Origin of the sequence: Rathayibacter sp. VKM Ac-2929, assembly GCF_022815495.1 — a bacterium.
In the GTDB taxonomy this organism is placed as follows: Bacteria; Actinomycetota; Actinomycetes; order Actinomycetales; family Microbacteriaceae; genus Rathayibacter; species Rathayibacter festucae.
This window is the reverse complement of the sequence record NZ_JALGRV010000005.1, coordinates 114671-133064: the sequence shown is the minus strand read 5'-3', so window position 1 is coordinate 133064 and position 18394 is coordinate 114671. Positions and strand designations below refer to the sequence as shown.

The window sequence follows — 18394 nt, the reverse complement described above, 5'->3', positions numbered from 1 at the left end:
CGGCGGGCCGCTCGCGCCAGGGTGGCGCGTGGAGAGGGGTCCGGAACAGTACCGGCCCGTGCCCCGCCGGACAAGGGCGAGAACCGCTCAGGGAGCGTTCGTCAGGATGGTCGCATGCCCGCATCTCCCCGTTCCTTCCCCTATCCCCTCGGCGTCTCCCTGCGCGGCGACGCCGGCGCCAACGTCGCCGTCTACTCCGAGACCGCGGACAGCGTCGAGGTCTGCCTCTTCGACTCCTCCGGAGCCGAGACCCGCGTCACCCTCTCCGAGCGCACCGGTCACGTCTTCCACGGCATCGTCCCCGAGATGACGGTCGGCACCCGCTACGGTCTGCGCGTCGACGGCCCCTGGGACCCCGCCAACGGCCTCCGCCACAACGCCGCGAAGCTCCTGCTCGACCCGCACGCCACCGCGATCGAGGGCGGCTACGAGTGGAGCGAAGACGTCTTCGGCCAGTTCTACGAGGACGCCGACACCCGCAACGACGCCGACGACGCGGCCGCCGTGCCGCGCTGCGTCGTGACCGACCCCGACTCCTTCGACTGGACCGGCGACGAGGCCCCGCGCATCCCGCTGGACGAGACCGTCGTCTACGAGGTGCACGTGAAGGGCTTCACCCAGCTGCACCCGGACGTGCCCGAGAACGTCCGCGGCACCTACCGCGGCCTCGCGCACCCCGCGTCGATCAAGCACTTCACCGACCTCGGCGTGACCTCGGTCGAGCTGCTGCCGGTGCACCAGTTCGTGCAGGACTCGCACCTGGTCGAGAAGGGCCTGCGCAACTACTGGGGCTACAACTCGCTCGGCTTCTTCGCGCCGCACAACGAGTACTCGCACGCCGGCGACGACGGCTCGCAGGTCGACGAGTTCAAGGCCATGGTCAAGGCGTTCCACGAGGCCGGCCTCGAGGTCATCCTCGACGTGGTCTACAACCACACCGCCGAGGGCAACGACAAGGGACCGACGCTGTCCTTCAAGGGCATCGACAACGGCTCGTACTACCGCCTCGTCGAGGACGACCGCGCCAACTACTTCGACACCACCGGCACCGGGAACAGCCTCAACGTCGCGCACCCCGCGGCGCTGGGCCTGATCATGGACTCGCTGCGCTACTGGGTGACCGAGATGCACGTCGACGGCTTCCGCTTCGACCTGGCGACCACGCTCACCCGCCAGACCGGCGAGGCCGAGGTGCACAGCGCCTTCCTCGACCTGATCGCGCAGGACCCGGTGCTCGCGCCCGTCAAGATGATCGCCGAGCCGTGGGACACCGCCGGCTACCAGGTGGGCGGCTTCCCCGCCGACTGGTCGGAGTGGAACGGGAAGTTCCGCGACGACGTGCGCGACTTCTGGCACGGTGCCGACTCGGTGCTCGGCACCACCGCGCAGCGGATCCTCGGCTCGCCGGACGTCTACGAGGCCGACAAGCGCTCCCCCGTCTCGAGCGTCAACTTCGTCACCGCGCACGACGGCTTCACCCTCGCGGACCTCACCGCCTACTCGCGCAAGCACAACGCGGCCAACGGCGAGGACAACAACGACGGCGAGAGCGACAACCGCTCCTCGAACAACGGCGCGGAGGGCGCGACCGACAACGGCGCCGTCAACGAGCGCCGCGCCCGGATGCGCCGCAACTTCCTCGCGACGCTGCTGCTCTCGGCCGGCGTGCCGATGATCCTCGGCGGCGACGAGATCGCGCGCACCCAGGGCGGCAACAACAACGCTTACTGCCAGGACGACGAGATCTCGTGGTTCGACTGGGAGAACGCGGACCTCAACCTGCTCGCCTTCACCCGCGAGCTGATCGCGCTGCGGAAGGCCGAGCCGGCCCTGCGGCCGAAGTGGTTCCGCCGTGCCCCCGGCGACGGCCCCGAGACCGTCGACATCCTGCGCTCGGACGCCGCCGGCTTCGCCGACGAGGACTGGGACAACCCGGACGCCCGCTCGATCACGTTCGTCTTCCGCTCCGAGGGCAGCGCCAGCTTCGCGCTGCTGCTGAACTCGGCCGAGAACGGCGTCGAGTTCACGGTGCCGGACGCACCCGGCGCCGAGTGGCAGCTGGCCGCCTCGAGCGACCCGGAGCAGGTCGTCGAGGGCGAGGTCACCACGCTGATCGTGCGCGACGCGTCCTTCACGCTGCTGCGCTCCGCCGCCTCCTGATGACCGGGCCGGGCCGGACCTCGCGGCGCCTGCGCTTCAGCGGGCGCATCGCGGGGTTCGGCACGGCCTCCGGCACCCGGATCGTGCTCGGGCTGTGGGAGAGCACGCCGTTCGGCGCGTTCGCCGACGCCATGGTCGAGCGGGCGGACGGGCACCGGCTCCTGATCGCGCCGACGGACGAGGTCGCCGACTTCATCGGGTCGACGTACTCGTTCGACGAGGTGCGGCTCGCGCCGGTCGCCTGGCACCGCGTCGACGGCGGGATCGACGCCACGGCCGGCCCGCTCTCGCTCGCGCTGCGGCTCGGCGGGCTCACTCCGCTGGGCCGCCTGCTGCGCGTCGTGCCGCGGCCGCTCGCCGAGCACCCGGCCTGGCTGACCGCGATCTCCCCGGTCGCCTCCGTGCTGGTGCGCGGCGTGAGCACCGCGGGCTCGGCCGGCCAGGGCAGGCGGGAGTACTACGGCGTCCGCGCCATCCGCTCGATCCTCGGGGTCACCGCCTCGCTCGACGGCGCGGACCTCGGCGCGCTCGGCCCGCTGTCGCCGCCGGTCCGCTTCGGCTTCTCGTCGGCACCGGCCACGCCGGCCATCGTCGACGTCACCACCACCATCACGCTGCCCCGGACCCCCGGTGCGGCACGAGAGAGAGGAAGCGCCTCGTGAAGAAGGGCGACAAGATCAGCTGGAACACCTCGCAGGGCGAGACCCACGGCGAGCTGGTCGAGAAGAAGACGAAGGAGTTCCAGTTCGAGGGGCAGAAGTTCAACGCCTCGGACGACGAGCCCTACTGGATCGTGCAGAGCGACAAGACCGACGCGAAGGCCGCGCACAAGGAGTCCTCGCTCACGAAGAAGTAGCGGAGCACACTGGGGAGCATGAGCGACGACGACGACGTGCGCCGGCTGGCGCTCCTGCTCCCCGGCACCGAGGAGCGGACCGCCTACGGCACCCCGGCCTTCTACGCCGGCCCGAGGATGTTCGCCCGCCTGCACCAGCGGCCGGGTGTCCTGCTCGTCTGGCGGGCCGACCTCGGCGAGCGCGAGGCGCTGCTGCAGAGCGACCCGGAGACGTACTTCACGACGAGCCACTACGACGGGCATCCGAGCGTGCTCGTGCGGCTGGAGAAGATCGGTGCGGATGAACTCGGCGAGCTGCTGCGCGAGGCGTGGGCCGCGAGAGCGCCGCGCCGGCTGCTCGACGGCGAGGCCTGACTCCCAGGTCCCCCGGCGACGAGTCACAGCCGTGCGCCGCGGCGACGAGTCACAGCTGTGCGCCGCGGCGACGAGTCACAGCTGTGCGCCGCGGCGACGAGTCACAGCTGTGCGCCGCGGCGCACCAGCTCGTGCACCCAGGCGAGCTTCTCGGCGATCGCGGGCGTGATGACGAAGGGGTAGAGGTCGTCCTTGCCCATCGAGCGGTTCACGCTGTTGAGGGCGAGCGAGAAGCCGTGCCAGCGGGCGAGGATCTCGGGCGTCTCCAGATCGGCGACGCGCTGCGCGCCGGTCGCCTGCACGCTGCCGACCAGCGACTCGGGGAGGCGGCCCCAGGGTCCGGCGACGGTCAGGCCGACCGTCGCGGTCGTCTCCAGCGCGTCGGCGATGTGCAGGTAGTGCGCGAAGGTCTCGGCGAAGTCCTCCCACGGGTGCGTGGTCGCGTACTGCGAGATGTGGTCGCGGGCCCAGTCCTCGGTCGACGCGCCGCCGTAGTGCGCGTCGAGCGCCGCACCGTAGTCGGCCCGCTCGTCGCCGAACAGCGCGCGGAACGCGGGCAGGAGCGGCGAGCCGTCCACGAGCAGCTGCCAGTAGTAGTGGCCGATCTCGTGCCGGAAGTGGCCGAGCATCGTCCGGTACGGCTCGCCGAGCCGCGCCTTCAGCGCCTCGCGGTGCGCGTCGTTCCCCTCGGCGAGATCGACGGTGATCACGCCGTCGGCGTGCCCGGTCGTCACGGAGCCCTGCGCGGAGGAGAGCAGCTCGAAGGACAGCCGCCGACCGCGGTGCACCGGCAGGTCGAGGTGCCGCAGCTGGCGCAGCAGCCGCCGCTTGGCGAACTCGGCGACCGTCAGCTGGCTCAGCGTCGCCGCGTCGTACACCGGCGGCCGGGCGCTCGTCAGCGCGCAGGAGGCGCAGGCTCCGCCGGTGCCCTCCGCCGCGAGCCAGGTGCAGTCGATGGTGCCGCGGTACACGCAGAGCGCGCGCCCCCCCGCCTCGACGAGCTCGTCCGCGTCGACGTCGTAGGCGAGCGCCGTGCCGCAGCGCAGGCACCGCGCGTCCTCGAACTCCACCCGCGCCTCGCAGTGCGGACAGCCGAAGACGCGCATGACGGGCGAGCTTACCCGCCTTCAGGCGGCCACGATGCTTCTCGACCGCCGAGCGGTACGGTTGTGTCATGGACGTCAAGCAGGCCGCCGAGCGACTCGGGGTGACTCCGCGCCGCGTGGTGGCGCTGATCGCTGCCGGCCGGATCGAGGCGACGAAGGTCGGCCGCCGCTGGGAGGTCACGGAGGTGTCCGGCGCACGTTCGCGCCGTCCGCTCTCCGTCAGGTCGCGGCAGTCGCTGGCGCACGCCCTGCACGAGCGGACCCTGTCGGGCCTCGAGGGGCAGGAGCTCGCCAGGACGGCCGCGCGCATCCGTCGGCTCCGCGCGTCGCAGGACCCCGCAGGGTTGCTGGCGGACTGGTGGGGTGGAGAGGTGGAGTCCGGGCTCGTCGACTTCGGCACCAATCTCGTGCAGCACGCGCTCCACGGTGATCCCGACTACGTGCGGGAGGCTCTGCACCGACCGCGACGCGAGTACCTCCGGCGCCCGGAGGATCTGGCGGATGTCGTCGGCTCGGAACGACGCATCATGGGACTCTCCATCGACGACCTCGCGCGAACCGCGGACGTGGAGGTCTCCGACGTCCGACGCCTCGAACGCGGGCTGCCTGTGTCGCGGCCCTCGACCACGCGACGTGTACTGGACGCCCTGAACGTCGAGCCGACCGCACTTCCCGATCTGGTGCTGCGATGACGGAACGACTCGAAGCGTGGCTCGAAGGCAGACATGCCGGGCGGTTCACCCGCGACGCCGACGGCAGGATCGGCTTCAGCTACTCCGACGACGCACCGTCGACGCCGATCTCCCTGTCGCTGCCGCGCGAGGGCACGACGACGCGCGCGGCGGCGGCGAGGTTCCTCGACAACCTGCTGCCCGACCAGGAGCACACGCGACGCCGGATGGCACAGGCGTACGGTGTCGCGAGCACGGGGACGTTCGATCTCCTGCGCACGGTCGGCGGTGACGTCGCCGGCGGCCTGGTGCTCCTCCCGGACGGCGAGGCACCGCCGACGGGACTGGCGCAGCTCAATCCCGCTCTCGATCGGGACGTCGCCGATCGCATCAACAGCATCAAGCTCGATCCGGACGCCTGGGTGCCACGCCGGACTCCGGCGCGCTTCTCCCTGGCGGGAACGCAGGGCAAGTTCGCCCTGGCTCGAGTGGACCGGAACTGGTACTGGTCGAACGCCGCCGTGCCCTCCACGCACATCGTCAAGCCCGCGCGCCCGGAGCATCTCCACCTCGAGGAAGCGGAAGCGGCCGCGCTGACACTGGCTGCGGAGGCCGGCCTCCCGGCTCCCCGAGCGGCCGTCCTGCAGATGACGGATCAGACGGCGTTCGTCGTGGAGCGCTTCGACCGCGTCTTCGACGACACCGTGTTCGCGACACGACTCCACGCCGAGGATCTCGCCCAGGCGCTGGGCGTCGACGTTGCACGGAAGTACTCCGTGACGGCCGCGCAGATCGTGGAGAAGCTCCGGTCGGTCGACGCGACCGGCGGGGTAGTGCGCGCCTTCCTCCGGCAGCTGGCCTTCAACGTCCTCCTCGGGAACGCTGACGCGCATGCCAAGAACTACTCCGTCCTCCTCCGGCCCGACGCCGTCAGCCTCGCCCCGATCTACGACGCGGTTCCGACCGGCCTGTACCCGGCGTTCGATCAGGAGCTGGCGATGCGCATCGCCGGCGCGCGGTTCCCGCAGGCGGTGACGCAGAACCACTGGCGGAAGCTCGCGAGGACCTCGGGGATCGACGAGGAGGAGGTCGTCACTCTCGTGGAAGAGGTGGCGCGCGGCGTCGCCGCGAGGAACGACACCGCGTGGAGAACTCTCGACGACGATCAGGCGACGCTTCTGAAAGAGACCGTGGAGCGCAACGTCGCCGTCGCGCTGGCACGGCCCCGCCGGGCGACGACCTAGGCGATGCGGATCAGCTTCTTGTTGACGAACTCCTCGAGGGCGCTGCGGCCCATCTCGCGGCCGGTGCCGGAGCGCTTGACGCCGCCGAAGGGGAGCTCGGCCGCGTCGCCGAGGACGAGGTTGATCCAGACCATGCCGGCGTCGATGCGGTCGGCCAGGCGGAGGGCCTGCTCCGAGTCGGTCGTGTAGAGGTAGGAGCCCAGACCGTAGGGGGTGTCGTTGGCGAGCGCGATCGCCTCGTCCTCGTCGTGCACGCGGTAGAGCGCGGCGACGGGGCCGAAGAACTCCTCGCGGTAGGCGTTCATCTCGGGGGTGACGTCCTCGAGGACGGCCGGCGGGAAGAAGTTGCCGGTGACCTCGCCGCTGGCGCGGACGGTCGCGCCCTGCTCGCGGGCGACGGCGAGCTGCTGCTCGAGGCGCTCGGTCGCGGCGGCGGAGGAGAGCGGGCCGAGGAGGGTCCCCTCGGCGAACGGGTCGGCGGGCCGGGCGGCGGTGAAGGCCGCGGTGAACTTCTCCGCGAACGCGTCGTAGAGCGCGTCGATCACGATGAAGCGCTTGGCGGCGTTGCAGGACTGGCCGTTGTTGTCCAGGCGCGCGGCGACCGCGTCCTCGACGGCCTTGTCGAGGTCGTCGGTGGAGAGCAGCACGAACGGGTCCGAGCCGCCCAGCTCGAGGACGACCTTCTTGAGGTTCCGGCCGGCGATCTCGGCGACGGCCGCTCCCGCGCGCTCGGAGCCGGTCACGGAGACGCCCTGCACCCGCGGGTCGGCGATGACGGTCGCGGCCTGGTCGTTGCTCGCGTAGAGGTTGACGTAGACGCCGGCGGGGGCGCCGAGCTCCTCGGCGGCGGTGCGGAAGATGTCGGCGATGGCGGCGGCCGACTCCGGGCACTGCGGCGCGTGCTTGAGCAGGATCGTGTTGCCGTTCACCACGTTCGGGCCGGCGAAGCGGGCGACCTGGTAGTAGGGGAAGTTCCAGGGCATGATCCCCAGCAGCACGCCCAGGCCCGAGCGGCGGACGAACGCCGAGCCGGCGCCGTCGGCCAGCGCGATCGGCTCGTCCTTCAGGAACTCCTCGCCGTTCTCCGCGTAGTAGCGGTAGATGTCGGCCGCGAAGCCGACCTCGCCCTGCGCCTGGTCGAGCGGCTTGCCCATCTCGCGGACGATGATCTCGGCGAGGGCGCCGGCGCGCTCGACGTGCAGGTCCGCGACGCGGGCGATCAGCGCGGCGCGGGTGGCGACGGGCACGGTGCGCGACCAGGTGGAGTACGCGTCGTGGGCCGAGGCGATCGCGTCGGCGAGCTCGGCGTCGGTGATGCCGCGGTACTCGCTCAGCGTCTCGCCCGAGGCCGGGTCGATGACGGCGTAGCTGCTGCTGCTCATGCGGGGAGTGCTCCTTCACGGTCGCGGGCCGGCGCGGTCGCGTCGGCGGTGTCGTGCTGTGTCTCGGCGTCAGCGGAGTCCTCGTCGAGGATCTCCTGCGCCAGGCGCCGGCCGACGCGGATCGCGCCGTCGACGTGCTGGTAGCCCTCGGCCGCGAGGTCGCTCGAGCCGAAGCGGAGCGGGCCCACCGGCTCGAGCTGCAGCGCGCCGTAGCGGGTCAGTCCGCCGAGGTCGAAGCTCGCGGCGTACGCGCCCTGCGTCCACTCCTCCGACGCCCAGTCGCTCTCGTAGTAGACGACGGGGTCGAGCGCGGCCGGGCCGTAGTAGGCGGCGAGCGAGTCGAGGATCGCGGCCTTCCGCTCGGCCTCGGGCAACGCGAGCACTCGGTCGGCCTTCTCGTCCGAGACGAAGCCGACGAGGGTGCCGCGCTCCTCCCCCGCGTTGGAGTTGTCGTAGGCCTCGTGCACGAGAGCGTGCGGGCTGAACGCGGTGCCGGAGAGGCCGTCGGCGCGCCAGAACGGGGTCGCGTAGGTCGCGTGCACCTTGATCACGAGGCCGAGGGACTGGTGCTGGAGCGCCTGCTGGCGGAGCCGGGGCAGCGGCGGGTCGAAAGTGATCCGGTTGACGAGGTTCGGCGGCACGGCGACGATCGCGCGGCGGGCCCGCACGGTGACGCCGTCGGCGCGGACGGTCACGCCGTCGTCGCCGTGCTCGACGGAGCGGACCGGCCGGCCGAGCAGCACGCGCTCGGCGCCCACGCGCTCGGCGAGCCGCTCCGGGACCTGCTGGAGCCCGCCGAGGACGCGCTTGTCGAGGATGAAGTCGGCGTCGACGAGGTTGCCGAAGCTGCCCGCACTCGCCGCCATCAGCAGGGCCTGCAGCAGCGAGAAGGAGTGCGCGGGCTTGGTGAGCATGGCGTCGGCGATGAAGAGCGCGATGTTCGCGCGGGCCTCGGCGTCGTCGCTCTGCGCCTCCAGCCAGGCGCTGAAGCTGATCCGGTCGTAGTCGTGGGCCCGCGGGTGCGACCACGGCGCGGACGGGTCGGTCTCGGCGACGAGGCCGTCGAGGATCCCGATCAGGCGCTCGATCTCGGCCTCGGTGCTCGCACCGCCGGGGAAGATGTCGCCGGTGAAGCGCCGGGCGCCGCCGTCGGCGCCGATGTAGACGCTCTCGCCCTCGCGGTAGCGGGAGTAGGTGTCGAGGCCGAGCTCGTCGAGCGTCTCGAGGAGGGCGGTCTGATCCGGCGAGACCCACTGGCCGCCGAGCTCGAGCATCTGGCCGTCGACCACGCGGGTCTCGAGGCGGCCGCCGACGCGCTCGCGCGCCTCGAGGACGACGACGCGGCGGCCCTGCTCCTGCAACCGGAGGGCGGCGGTCAGGCCGGTGGCGCCGGCGCCGATCACGACCACGTCGCAGTCGAGATCGGATTCGAGGGCGGTCGCGCTGGACTCCACCACGCTGTGCATGACAACTCTTTCCGTCGGTGATCCCCGCTTTCGACGAGGGATTGCGAACAATTCTGGCACAGCAACGGTGGAGAAGGGCAGTCCGGGACGCGACGGATCGGTCTTTCCCGCAATACATAGGCGTGCTATGTTTAAGCACGTGCTCGAACCCTCCGCCCCCGTCCGCCTCGCCTCCGCCGCCACCGCGCTCGCGCGGTACGCCGGCCGCTCCAGCGGCGCCACCGGGCTCGGCGCGCAGTCCGGCGCCGTCTGGTCGACGCTCGCCGAGCTGCGCACCGCCTCCCCGATCCGCCTCGGCGAGCTCGCCGAGCGCGTCCGGGTCACCCAGCCGACGATGACCGGCATCATCGCGCGCCTCGACGAGGCCGGCTGGATCCGCCGCGTGCACGACGAGAGCGACGGTCGCGCCTGGCTGATCGAGGGCACCGAGGCGGGAGCCGCGGCGCTCACCGAGCACCGCCTCCGCCTCGACACCGCCCTCGCCCCGCTGTTCGACGACCTCGACGACGACGACCGCCGCGCCCTCGAGCGCGCCGCGGCCCTCGTCGAGGAGCGCGTCCTGCGCGTCGCCGGCGGTCCCGCCTCCTGACTCCCCTTCCCCGCACGACCCCTCCCCCGAAAGGCCCCTCCGTGTCCACTCCCCACTCCCCCGCCGCGGGCGGCTCGATCCTCCGGCAGCCGCTCGCCGTCTGGGCCGTCGCCTTCGCCGCCGTCATCGCCTTCATGGGCATCGGCCTCGTCGACCCGATCCTCCCGGCCATCGCCGAGAGCCTCGAGGCGACGCCGACCGAGACCTCGCTGCTGTTCACCAGCTACCTCGTGATCACCGGCGTCGTGATGTTCTTCACCAGCTGGCTCTCCAGCCGCATCGGCGCGAAGAAGACGCTGATGATCGGCCTGGTGCTGATCGTCGTCTTCGCCGCGCTCGCCGGCACGGCCGGCAGCGTCGAGGGCGTCATCGGCTTCCGCGCCGGCTGGGGCTTCGGCAACGCGCTCTTCATCTCGACCGCGCTCTCGACGATCGTCGGCGCGGCCAGCGGAGGCTCCTCCGCCGCGATCGTGCTCTACGAGGCCGCGCTCGGCGTCGGCATCGCGATCGGCCCGCTGCTCGGCGGCCTGCTCGGGTCCGTCTCCTGGCGCGGACCGTTCTTCGGCACGGCGGTGCTGATGGCCGTCGGCTTCATCGCCATCGCGACCCTGCTGCGCGAGGACGGCCCGCGGCCGACCCCGACGCCGCTCTCCGCGCCGTTCAAGGCGCTGGCCGTGCCCGCGATCCGCACCCTCGCCGGTGCCGCACTGTTCTACAACATCGGCTTCTTCGTGCTGCTGGCCTACACGCCGTACCCGCTCGGGCTGGACGAGATGGGCCTCGGCTTCACCTTCTTCGGCTGGGGCCTCGGCGTCGCGATCACCTCGGTCTTCGTCGCTCCGCTGCTGACCGCGCGGCTGCCGCGCACCGTCGTGCTCCGCTCGGTGCTGGTGCTGCTCGCGCTCGACCTCGTCGCCGGCGGACTGCTGATCTCCTCGCGGGTCGGCCTGATCGTCTGCATCATCGTCGGCGGCCTGCTGCTGGGCGTCGTCAACACCGTGCTCACCGAGTGCGTGATGGAGGCGACCGACCTGCCCCGCTCCGTGGCCTCGTCCTCCTACTCGGGCGTCCGCTTCCTCGGCGGCGCGATCGCCCCGCCGGCCGCCTCGGCGCTGGCCGCGGCGATCTCGCCGGCCTTCCCGATGTACGCGGCGGCGGGCGCGGTGCTGATCGCCTCGCTGATCGTGTTCCTCGGGCGGCGGACGCTGGCACGCGCGGACGCGCACGGCCAGGAGTCGGAGGCCGTCGAGGCCCAGTCGATCGCCATCGGCGAGAGTCTCTGACGGTGCTCACCGGGAGGGGCGTCCCTGCCGCCCCTCCCGCAGTCGACTCCTCGACGTGACCGGGTCCCGCGGAGCGTCTCGCGTTCGCTGCGCGGAATCGCTTGGCACGCGATTCCGCGGGATGCTCTTGCGCCCTGCTTGCGGAGATGCTCCGAACGGAGCAGTGGCTGGGCACGGGTGCCGCTGTGAGGGCCGCTCATGCTGATCGAGCAGGCCGCGCAGCGGGCGTATCGGGATCCACCGTCGTCCGGGCTCGGGCCGTCAGGGCGCGACCTCGAACATCCGGGGGCGCAGCGGCGCCGTGCGCGGGTCCGCGGCGCAGGCGGCGAGGGCGGCCGCCAGCACGCCGGGGGCGGGCCGCGCCTCGCGGACGTAGACGTCGACGCCCGCCGGGGTGAACGGCGTGCGGGCGAAGCGGGTCAGCGCCCAGCCGGCCTCCTCGTCGGCGGCGACGAAGGACCAGCGGCTGCGGGCCAGCAGCGTCAGCGGCTCGACGCCCCGCCAGCGGAAGCCGTCGGGATCCGCGGGGTCGGGGGCGTCGATCCCGACCACGTAGCGCGTCGAGCGGCGGCCGCGCCAGCTGACCACGTCGCCGACCTCGCCGCCGGGCAGGGGCGCGTAGGTGATCGCCACCCCCTCGCGCCCCCGCCACAGCGGCAGGCTCGAGCCGCGCACGAACCAGGTGCCGGTCGCCAGCGCGGCGCGGTCGATCGCGGGAGCGTCGATCACGGCAGCGCGTGCTTCACGTTGGAGCGGGCCAGCGCGATCGCCTCGCCCGCGCCGCCGTTCATCACCATCTTCGACATCGCCAGTGCGAAGCCCTTCACCTGGGCGCCGGTGACCGTCGGCGGCAGCGAGAGCGCGAGCGGATCGGTGACCACGTCGACGAGCACGGGCCCCGGGTCGGCGAGCGCCTCGCGCAGCGCGGACTCCACCTCGCGCGGGTCCTCGACCCGGATCCCCCGGATGCCGACCGCCGTCGCGACCTGCGCGTAGTCGACCATCGGCACGTCGACCGCGAAGTCCGGGAAGCCGTCGACGAGCATCTCGACCTTCACCAGCCCGAGCGTCGAGTTGTTGAACACGACGATGGTCACCGGCAGCTTGTAGGCCGCGACCGTCACCAGCTCGCCCATCAGCATCGAGAGCCCGCCGTCGCCGCTCAGCGAGACGACCTGGCGGCCGGGCTGCGCCATCTGGGCGCCCACGGCGTGCGGCAGCGCGTTCGCCATCGAGCCGTGCGAGTACGAGCCGAGCAGGCGCCGGCGCCCGTTCGGCGTGATGTAGCGCGCCTGCCAGACGTTGCCCATGCCGGTGTCGGCGGTCACGATCGCGTCGTCGGCGAGCAGCGCGTCCAGCGTCGACGCGACCAGCTCGGGGTGGATCGGCTGCTTGGTGGCGACCTCGGTGTACTTGCCGACCACGCCGGTGACGAGCTTCTCGTGCTTCTTCAGCATCCGGTCGAGGAAGCGGTGGTCCTTCCGCTTCACCAGCGGGGTCAGCGCGTCCAGGGTCGTGGCGACGTCGCCGTGCACGGGATGCGCCACGCTCACCCGGCGGCCGAGCTTGGAGGCGTCGCTGTCGACCTGCGCGATGACGACCTTCGACGCGTCCGGCAGGAACTGCTCGTAGGGGAAGTCGGTGCCCAGCAGGATCAGGAGGTCGGCGTCGTGCATGCCCGCGTGGGCGGCGCCGTAGCCGAGCAGCCCGGTCATGCCGACGTCGTAGGGGTTGTCGTACTGGATCCACTCCTTGCCGCGCAGGCTGTGCCCGATCGGCGCTCCGACGAGCTCGGCGAAGGCGACGACCTCGTCGTGCGCGTCCCGCACGCCGGCGCCGGCGAAGATCGCGACCGTCTTCGCCTCGTCGATCGCCTGCGCGAGAGCGCGGACGTCGGCCGAGGCGGGCACCAGGGCCGGCCGCTCCGGCAGCACGAAGGACGGGAAGTCGCCCTCCGCCTCGAACTCGGCGACGTCGCCCGGGAGGGTCACCACGGCCACGCCGCGGAGGGCGACGGCACTGCGCATCGCCGCGTTGACGACCCGCGGGGCCTGCGCCGCTGTCGAGACCAGCTCGCGGTAGTGCGAGCACTCGACGAAGAGGCGGTCGGGGTGCGTCTCCTGGAAGTAGCCGGAGCCGATCTCGCCGCTCGGGATGTGGCTCGCGATGGCGAGCACGGGCGCACCCGAGCGGTGCGCGTCGTACAGGCCGTTGATCAGATGCAGGTTGCCGGGGCCGCAGCTCCCGGCGCAGACCGCCAGCTTCCCGGTGATCTGCGCCTCCGCGCCGGCCGCGAAAGCGGCGGCCTCCTCGTTGCGGACGTGGATCCAGTCGATCCCGCCCTTCGCCGAGCCGCCGCTGCGGCGCACCGCGTCGACGATCGGATTGAGCGAGTCCCCGACGATCCCGTAGATCCGGGCGACCCCGGCGTCGATGAGCTGGGCGATGAGCTGGTCTGCGACGGTCTTCTGAGCCATGCCCCCATTCGACTCCACCCGGCTGGACTTCGCCTGCCCCTCGCGGGGCCTTGCCGGGCGGCGACGATCGGAGTAGCGGACCGCACCGCACAGGGGGTGCCCCGGCGGGCCCCGCCGCCCCTACCCTGGAGCCGACCCCGTCACCGCCGTCTGGAGCCTCCGATGAACCGCCGCCGTTCCGCCCTCGTCCTCGCCGCCGCCGCGGCCCTCGCCCTCGGCCTCACCGGCTGCTCGGGGATCAACAGCATGATGGGCGGCGAGACCCGGGACGACACCTCGGGTGAGATCGTCGACGGCGGCACGACCGACGTCTTCCAGCTCCGCGTCGGAGACTGCCTGAACGACGAGCTGAGCGAGACCGCGACCGAGGTCACCGACGTCCCGACCGTGCCGTGCTCCGACGCGCACAGCTACGAGGTCTTCCAGAACATCACGATGGCCGACGCCGACGAGTACCCCGGCGAGACGGCGACCACCGCGCAGGCCGACTCCGAGTGCCAGGCCGCGTTCGAGGGCTTCATCGGCCTCAGCTACGAGGAGTCGCAGTACGACTTCAGCTACTACTACCCCACCCAGGAGAGCTGGGACGGCGGCGACCGCGTCATCAACTGCCTGATCACCGACCCCGCGGGCCCCAGCACCGGCACCCTCTCGGGCGCCGCCGCCTGACCCTCCCCGCGAGATGCCACTTGTGCACGCCTTTCACGGCGTGTCGCGTACCCAAGTGGCATCTCGCGGCGGGGATCAGCTCTCGCGGGCCGGCAGGGGGCGGGGGAAGAGGGTCAGGAGCAGGCCCGAGGCGATCCAGACGGTGGCGATGCCGAGGATGAGCCAGCCGGCGTCGAGGCCGGAGGCGGCTCCGGCCAGGGCGGCACCGACCGCGGCGGCGGCGGCGCGCAGGCCCGCGCCGATGGTGAAGACCTGGGAGCGGACGGCGGCCGGGCTCTCCTGATCGCGCAGCAGCAGCATCGCGGCGTTCGCGGGCGCGGTGAAGACTCCGGCGACGGCGAACGCGACGAGGGCCACGACGATCCCGAGGTCGGGCGCGGCGGCGAGCAGGGCGACGCCGGTCGCCGCGAAGCCCGCGCCCATCACCCAGGCCGGCGGGCGGTGCGTCCAGCGCCGCACGGCGACCGCGATCGCGCCGAGCAGCCCGCCGACGGCGAACGCGGTGAGCAGCCCGGCCGCCGCCGCGGTGCTGCCCACCCGCTCGAGCGACAGGCCGATCGCGGCGACGCCGGCCGCACCGCCGCCGATCTGGCTGATCGTCCCGGAGAGGGTGACGATCGCGATCGGCCGGTGCCGCACGAGGTGGGTGACACCGGCCGCGATGGTGCGCCGGACGCCGACGGTGGGGGTCGGCCGCGCCTCCATCCGCAGGGCGAGCGAGCCGAGGACGCCGACGAGCGCGAGGGCGGCCATCGCGAGCATGGCGAAGCGGGCCGAGGCGACGGCGATCACCAGCCCGGCGATCGCGGGGCCGCCGATCGAGGCGACGGTGTAGGACAGCGAGTCCTGGGCGTAGGCGCGGCGCGGGTCGGCGATCGCGCTGGTCACGAAGCTCGACATGCCGCCCATGTAGACCGGGGTCGCCAGGCCCGCGATCACCAGGAGCAGCGCGATCAGCGCCGTCGGCACGTCGCCGAGGAAGGACGCGAGCGCGAAGGAGGCGGCGGTGGCGAGCGCCGCGCCGACCAGCAGCCGCCGCGGCGAGCGCACCCGGTCGAGCACGGTGCCGACCAGCGGAGCGGCGATCACGCTCGGGAACAGGGCGGCGCCGGTCAGCAGCCCGCCGAGCGCGACGTCGTCGAGGCGCTCGACGGCCAGGACGGGCAGGGCGACGACCATGCCCGCGCTCGCGAGGCGCAGGGGGATCGAGGCGGTCAGGTAGGTGGCGGCGCTCATGCGGCTCGGGAGGACATCGCCTCCCATTTTTCCACGCTCTCGAGGGCCGACTGCCCGGCCGCGGCGATCAGGGCAGCAGGATCACCTTGCCGTCGAGCGTCCGCGACTCCGCGAGCTCCATCGCCGCCACGATCTCCGTGAGCGGGAAGCGCGCCGCGATGTTGGCGGTGAGCGAGCCGTCCGCGAGCAGCGCGAGCACGCGGCCCAGGTCCTCCTCGAGCCGCGCGCGGAACCGGGCGGGACGGAGCGAGTGCCCGGACCAGAGGTCGTAGAAGACGGCGCGCTTCCCGTTCGGCGCCAGCTGGTACGCCTGCACCCGGGCGAGCTGCTTCAGGAACGGCGGCCAGATGCTGCCGGTGCTCGCGCTGACGATCGCATAGGCGACGAGGGTGCCGCCGGGCGCGAGCAGCGACCAGGCCAGGCGGGTGGTCTCCCCGCCGATGTTGTCGAAGACGGCCTGCACGCCGCCTGGCGCGAGCTCGCGGACGCGGGCTTCGAGCTCCGGGTCGGCGTAGTCGACCGGCTCGACGCCGGCCGCGCGGAGGGCGTCGTGGTGCCGCGGCGAGGCGGCGCCGATCACCCGGATGCCCTCGAGTGAGGCCAGCCGGTGCACGAGGCCGCCGACGCCGCCGTTCGCCCCGAATAAAAGGATCGTGTCGCCGCGGGAGAGCCGGGCCGAGCGGTGCAGCATCTGCCAGGCCGTCACTCCGTTCACCACCACGGCCTCGGCGTCCTCCGGCGCGACGCCCTCGGGGACGAGGACGCAGTCGCGCGCGGCGACCCGGGCGTGGCCGGTCCAGCCGCCGGTCTTGGTGAGCGCGGCGACACGGCGGCCCTCGAGCGAGGCATCGCCGCCGGGGCCGACCGCGAGCACCCGGCCGACGAGGTCGTAGCCGGGCGTGAACGGGAACGCGGGCTGGGCGAAGTAGCGGCCGCGGCGCATGGACTGCTCGGCGAAGGAGATGCCGGTGGCCTCGACGGCGACGAGCAGCTCGCCGGCCGCGGGCGGCTCGACCGGCGCCTGCTCGAGGAGCAGTCCGGACGGCTCGACGAGCCCGGGGAGGACGACGCGGGTGGTGGTGCGCGGGAGGGCGGTGGTCATGAGGTGCTCCTTGGGGTAGGCGTGAGTGACTGGACAGTCACTTCTGTGGAGATGGAAAGTCGGTCATGCCGTGTCGGCGCCCCCCATGCTGATCGAGTAGCCCGCGCCGCGGGCGTATCGAGATCCACCAGCGTCAGAGGCCGAGTCTGCAGGTCCGCCCTGCTGACGACCGTGGGTCTCGATACGCCCCTGCGGGGCCACTCGACCAACATGCGTCGACCAGCAGGCGTCGACCAGCAGGTGGCTGCTCGCCGGCGCTCAGTCGTGGTGCCGGATGCCTGCGGAGACGATGCGCGCCCACTCGGAGTCGACGCCGCCGAGGTCGGTCTGCACGATCAGGTGGCAGAGCTGGCCGTAGGCGACGAAGCGCTGCACGGCCGGGCCGTCGGCGCCCGAGACGACGCTCACCGTGCGGACGACCGTCGAGATCCCGCGGCGCACCGCCTCGCGGATCTCCGGCACCCCGCTCGCGCTCTGCGCCTGCGACTGCAGCATGATCAGGTCGCGGTCGGCGATCAGGTCGATGTAGGCGAGGGTCATCGCCTCGAGCCGGTCGGCCGGGTCCGACGAGACCGAGGCCTCCCCCGCCGCGGCGAGCGTCGACGCCACCAGCTCATAGCAGCGGTCGACCGCGGCGACGAAGACGCCGAGCTTGCCCGGGAAGAGCCGGAAGACGTAGGCGGGCGAGACCCCCGCCTCGGCCGCGACCTCGGTGATCGGCGTGGCGGAGTAGCCGGTGCGGGCGAAGACGTGCACGGCGGCCGCAGTGATCCGCTCGCGCTGAGCTTCTGCGGTGGAGCGGGGGGTCGTGGTCGTCATGTGACTGATCAAACACTTACATCGGGACGGTGTCAAGAGGCGACCGATGCGGGTCCCGGATCAGGACCGCTTCCGCCGCCCCTTCAGCGCGAGCTGCAGCGCCGCGAGGAGCAGCAGCGCGGCGAACAGCACGCCCGAGATCCGCGCGGGCAGGAGGAACGACAGCGCGACGCCGGCGAAGGAGAACCCCGTCGCGCAGATCCCGACCACGAGCCCCGCGCGAACGTCGAGCAGTCCGCGGCGCGCGTTCGCGATCGAGCCGCTGATCGCCGTCGGGATCATCGCGGCGAGCGAGGTGCCCTTGGCGAGCAGATCGGCGAGACCGAACGCGCCGACGAGCACGGGCACGGCGATGGCGCCGCCGCCGATCCCGAAGAGCCCCGAGGCCACTCCCATCGCCAGGCCCAGCCCGCCGAAGCCGGGCCAGACGCCCCAGCCCTCCGCGACGTCGCCGGTCTCGTTCGAGCCGAACACCGCCATCCGCGCGGCCGCCGCGACCAGCAGGGCGACGAACAGCCAGCGGAGCACGCCGAGCGGAAGCCTCGCGAGCAGCCAGGAGCCGAGGATCGCGCCGATCATCGCGGCCGCGGCGATCACGGCGGCGGGGAGCCAGGCGACCTGCCCGCCGAGCGCATAGCCGAAGGCACCGGCCACCGCGGTCGGCGCGATCGCGAGCAGCGAGGTCGCGGAGGCCCGGCGCTGGTCCATCCCGGCCCAGGCGATCAGCATCGGCACCATCACGATGCCGCCGCCGACGCCGAACGCGCCCGAGAGCACCCCGCCGATCGCGCCGATCAGCGCCAGCACGAGCATCGCCCTCGCGCGGAGGGCCTTCGGGCGGGTCGCCGGCGCGCTCGCCGCCGTCTCCGGGGCGGCCTGCGCGCTCGTCTCGTCCGTCACCCTTCCAGCCTGCCACCTGCGCCGTCGCACGGCGGAAACATGCGGTGCGTACCCTTCGTGATGCGTCGCCGGTGGGGGCC

At 72.7% G+C, this 18394-nt stretch carries 18 protein-coding genes; 9 read left to right on the top strand and 9 right to left on the bottom strand.

Features of this window, described 5'->3' with window-relative positions:
• The first annotated feature begins 114 nt into the window (after positions 1-114).
• Genes glgX through MT355_RS16380 form a run of 4 tightly spaced genes read left to right on the top strand, consistent with a single transcriptional unit; the run spans position 115 to position 3370 of the window.
• The gene (glgX, locus tag MT355_RS16395; RefSeq protein WP_123444798.1) at positions 115-2160 is read left to right on the top strand and encodes a glycogen debranching protein GlgX; all 2046 of its coding nucleotides are present in this window, start codon (positions 115-117) and stop codon (positions 2158-2160) included.
• Positions 2160-2822, top strand: coding sequence for a hypothetical protein (locus tag MT355_RS16390; protein WP_243600391.1), 663 nt, complete (start codon positions 2160-2162; stop codon positions 2820-2822). The genes glgX and MT355_RS16390 overlap by 1 nt, the downstream gene beginning before the upstream one ends.
• Complete coding sequence (locus MT355_RS16385; RefSeq protein ID WP_056866275.1) at positions 2819-3016, top strand: DUF2945 domain-containing protein; 198 nt, start codon at positions 2819-2821, stop codon at positions 3014-3016. Before MT355_RS16390 ends, MT355_RS16385 begins: the two co-directional genes overlap by 4 nt.
• 18 nt (positions 3017-3034) lie before the next feature.
• Positions 3035-3370: an MmcQ/YjbR family DNA-binding protein gene (locus MT355_RS16380; RefSeq protein ID WP_123444796.1), complete on the top strand. Its 336-nt coding sequence runs from the start codon at positions 3035-3037 to the stop codon at positions 3368-3370.
• A 101-nt stretch (positions 3371-3471) separates the two neighbouring features.
• On the opposite strand, the gene MT355_RS16375 is transcribed toward MT355_RS16380, so the two are convergent.
• On the bottom strand, positions 3472-4476 hold the full coding sequence (locus MT355_RS16375; protein WP_243600390.1) for a putative zinc-binding metallopeptidase: 1005 nt from the start codon (positions 4474-4476) through the stop codon (positions 3472-3474).
• 68 nt (positions 4477-4544) lie between these two features.
• On the opposite strand from MT355_RS16375, the gene MT355_RS16370 reads away from it, so the two are divergent.
• Both MT355_RS16370 and MT355_RS16365 read left to right on the top strand, forming a co-directional pair.
• Positions 4545-5168, top strand: a complete 624-nt coding sequence (locus tag MT355_RS16370; RefSeq protein ID WP_243600389.1) for a helix-turn-helix domain-containing protein — start codon at positions 4545-4547, stop codon at positions 5166-5168.
• Positions 5165-6391, top strand: a complete 1227-nt coding sequence (locus MT355_RS16365; RefSeq protein WP_243600388.1) for a HipA domain-containing protein — start codon at positions 5165-5167, stop codon at positions 6389-6391. The genes MT355_RS16370 and MT355_RS16365 overlap by 4 nt, the downstream gene beginning before the upstream one ends.
• On the opposite strand, the gene MT355_RS16360 is transcribed toward MT355_RS16365, so the two are convergent.
• Positions 6388-7773 carry an NAD-dependent succinate-semialdehyde dehydrogenase gene (locus tag MT355_RS16360; RefSeq protein ID WP_243600387.1) on the bottom strand — a complete coding sequence of 462 codons (1386 nt, stop codon included), beginning with the start codon at positions 7771-7773 and terminating at the stop codon, positions 6388-6390. The two genes, MT355_RS16365 and MT355_RS16360, sit on opposite strands and share 4 nt — an antisense overlap.
• Complete coding sequence (locus MT355_RS16355) at positions 7770-9239, bottom strand: NAD(P)/FAD-dependent oxidoreductase (protein WP_243600386.1); 1470 nt, start codon at positions 9237-9239, stop codon at positions 7770-7772. The genes MT355_RS16360 and MT355_RS16355 overlap by 4 nt, the downstream gene beginning before the upstream one ends.
• Positions 9240-9378: 139 nt before the next feature.
• Between MT355_RS16355 and MT355_RS16350 the strand changes: the two genes are divergently transcribed.
• Positions 9379-9828, top strand: coding sequence for a MarR family transcriptional regulator (locus MT355_RS16350; RefSeq protein ID WP_243600385.1), 450 nt, complete (start codon positions 9379-9381; stop codon positions 9826-9828).
• Between the two features lie 41 nt (positions 9829-9869).
• Positions 9870-11111: an MFS transporter gene (locus tag MT355_RS16345; protein ID WP_243586084.1), complete on the top strand. Its 1242-nt coding sequence runs from the start codon at positions 9870-9872 to the stop codon at positions 11109-11111.
• A gap of 261 nt (positions 11112-11372) precedes the next feature.
• On the opposite strand, the gene MT355_RS16340 is transcribed toward MT355_RS16345, so the two are convergent.
• Positions 11373-11840: a hypothetical protein gene (locus tag MT355_RS16340; RefSeq protein ID WP_243600384.1), complete on the bottom strand. Its 468-nt coding sequence runs from the start codon at positions 11838-11840 to the stop codon at positions 11373-11375.
• Positions 11837-13588, bottom strand: coding sequence for a pyruvate dehydrogenase (locus MT355_RS16335; protein WP_243600383.1), 1752 nt, complete (start codon positions 13586-13588; stop codon positions 11837-11839). The genes MT355_RS16340 and MT355_RS16335 overlap by 4 nt, the downstream gene beginning before the upstream one ends.
• A 162-nt stretch (positions 13589-13750) precedes the next feature.
• On the opposite strand from MT355_RS16335, the gene MT355_RS16330 reads away from it, so the two are divergent.
• Complete coding sequence (locus MT355_RS16330; RefSeq protein ID WP_243600382.1) at positions 13751-14257, top strand: septum formation family protein; 507 nt, start codon at positions 13751-13753, stop codon at positions 14255-14257.
• 75 nt (positions 14258-14332) lie between these two features.
• Here MT355_RS16330 and MT355_RS16325 read toward each other — a convergent pair whose 3' ends face one another.
• The 4 genes from MT355_RS16325 to MT355_RS21670 form a co-directional block, all read right to left on the bottom strand.
• Positions 14333-15493 carry an MFS transporter gene (locus tag MT355_RS16325; protein ID WP_243600381.1) on the bottom strand — a complete coding sequence of 387 codons (1161 nt, stop codon included), beginning with the start codon at positions 15491-15493 and terminating at the stop codon, positions 14333-14335.
• Between the two features lie 67 nt (positions 15494-15560).
• On the bottom strand, positions 15561-16595 hold the full coding sequence (locus MT355_RS16320; RefSeq protein WP_243600380.1) for a medium chain dehydrogenase/reductase family protein: 1035 nt from the start codon (positions 16593-16595) through the stop codon (positions 15561-15563).
• A gap of 258 nt (positions 16596-16853) precedes the next feature.
• Entirely contained in the window at positions 16854-17414 is a 561-nt protein-coding gene (locus MT355_RS16315; RefSeq protein WP_243600379.1) for a TetR/AcrR family transcriptional regulator, read from the bottom strand.
• A gap of 60 nt (positions 17415-17474) precedes the next feature.
• Positions 17475-18314 carry a sulfite exporter TauE/SafE family protein gene (locus tag MT355_RS21670; RefSeq protein ID WP_243600378.1) on the bottom strand — a complete coding sequence of 280 codons (840 nt, stop codon included), beginning with the start codon at positions 18312-18314 and terminating at the stop codon, positions 17475-17477.
• Positions 18315-18394 lie beyond the last annotated feature (80 nt).

Bases quoted from the DNA above. Each gene is read 5' to 3' on its own strand.
- glgX (WP_123444798.1), top strand. From the start codon at position 115: ATGCCCGCATCTCCCCGTTCCTTCCCCTATCCCCTCGGCGTCTCCCTG.
- MT355_RS16320 (WP_243600380.1), bottom strand. From the start codon at position 16,595: ATGACCACCGCCCTCCCGCGCACCACCACCCGCGTCGTCCTCCCCGGG.
- MT355_RS16315 (WP_243600379.1), bottom strand. From the start codon at position 17,414: ATGACGACCACGACCCCCCGCTCCACCGCAGAAGCTCAGCGCGAGCGG.
- MT355_RS16360 (WP_243600387.1), bottom strand. From the start codon at position 7,773: ATGAGCAGCAGCAGCTACGCCGTCATCGACCCGGCCTCGGGCGAGACG.
- MT355_RS16375 (WP_243600390.1), bottom strand. From the start codon at position 4,476: ATGCGCGTCTTCGGCTGTCCGCACTGCGAGGCGCGGGTGGAGTTCGAG.
- MT355_RS16355 (WP_243600386.1), bottom strand. From the start codon at position 9,239: ATGCACAGCGTGGTGGAGTCCAGCGCGACCGCCCTCGAATCCGATCTC.
- MT355_RS16390 (WP_243600391.1), top strand. From the start codon at position 2,160: ATGACCGGGCCGGGCCGGACCTCGCGGCGCCTGCGCTTCAGCGGGCGC.
- MT355_RS16335 (WP_243600383.1), bottom strand. From the start codon at position 13,588: ATGGCTCAGAAGACCGTCGCAGACCAGCTCATCGCCCAGCTCATCGAC.
- MT355_RS16330 (WP_243600382.1), top strand. From the start codon at position 13,751: ATGAACCGCCGCCGTTCCGCCCTCGTCCTCGCCGCCGCCGCGGCCCTC.
- MT355_RS16365 (WP_243600388.1), top strand. From the start codon at position 5,165: ATGACGGAACGACTCGAAGCGTGGCTCGAAGGCAGACATGCCGGGCGG.
- MT355_RS16370 (WP_243600389.1), top strand. From the start codon at position 4,545: ATGGACGTCAAGCAGGCCGCCGAGCGACTCGGGGTGACTCCGCGCCGC.
- MT355_RS16380 (WP_123444796.1), top strand. From the start codon at position 3,035: ATGAGCGACGACGACGACGTGCGCCGGCTGGCGCTCCTGCTCCCCGGC.
- MT355_RS16325 (WP_243600381.1), bottom strand. From the start codon at position 15,493: ATGAGCGCCGCCACCTACCTGACCGCCTCGATCCCCCTGCGCCTCGCG.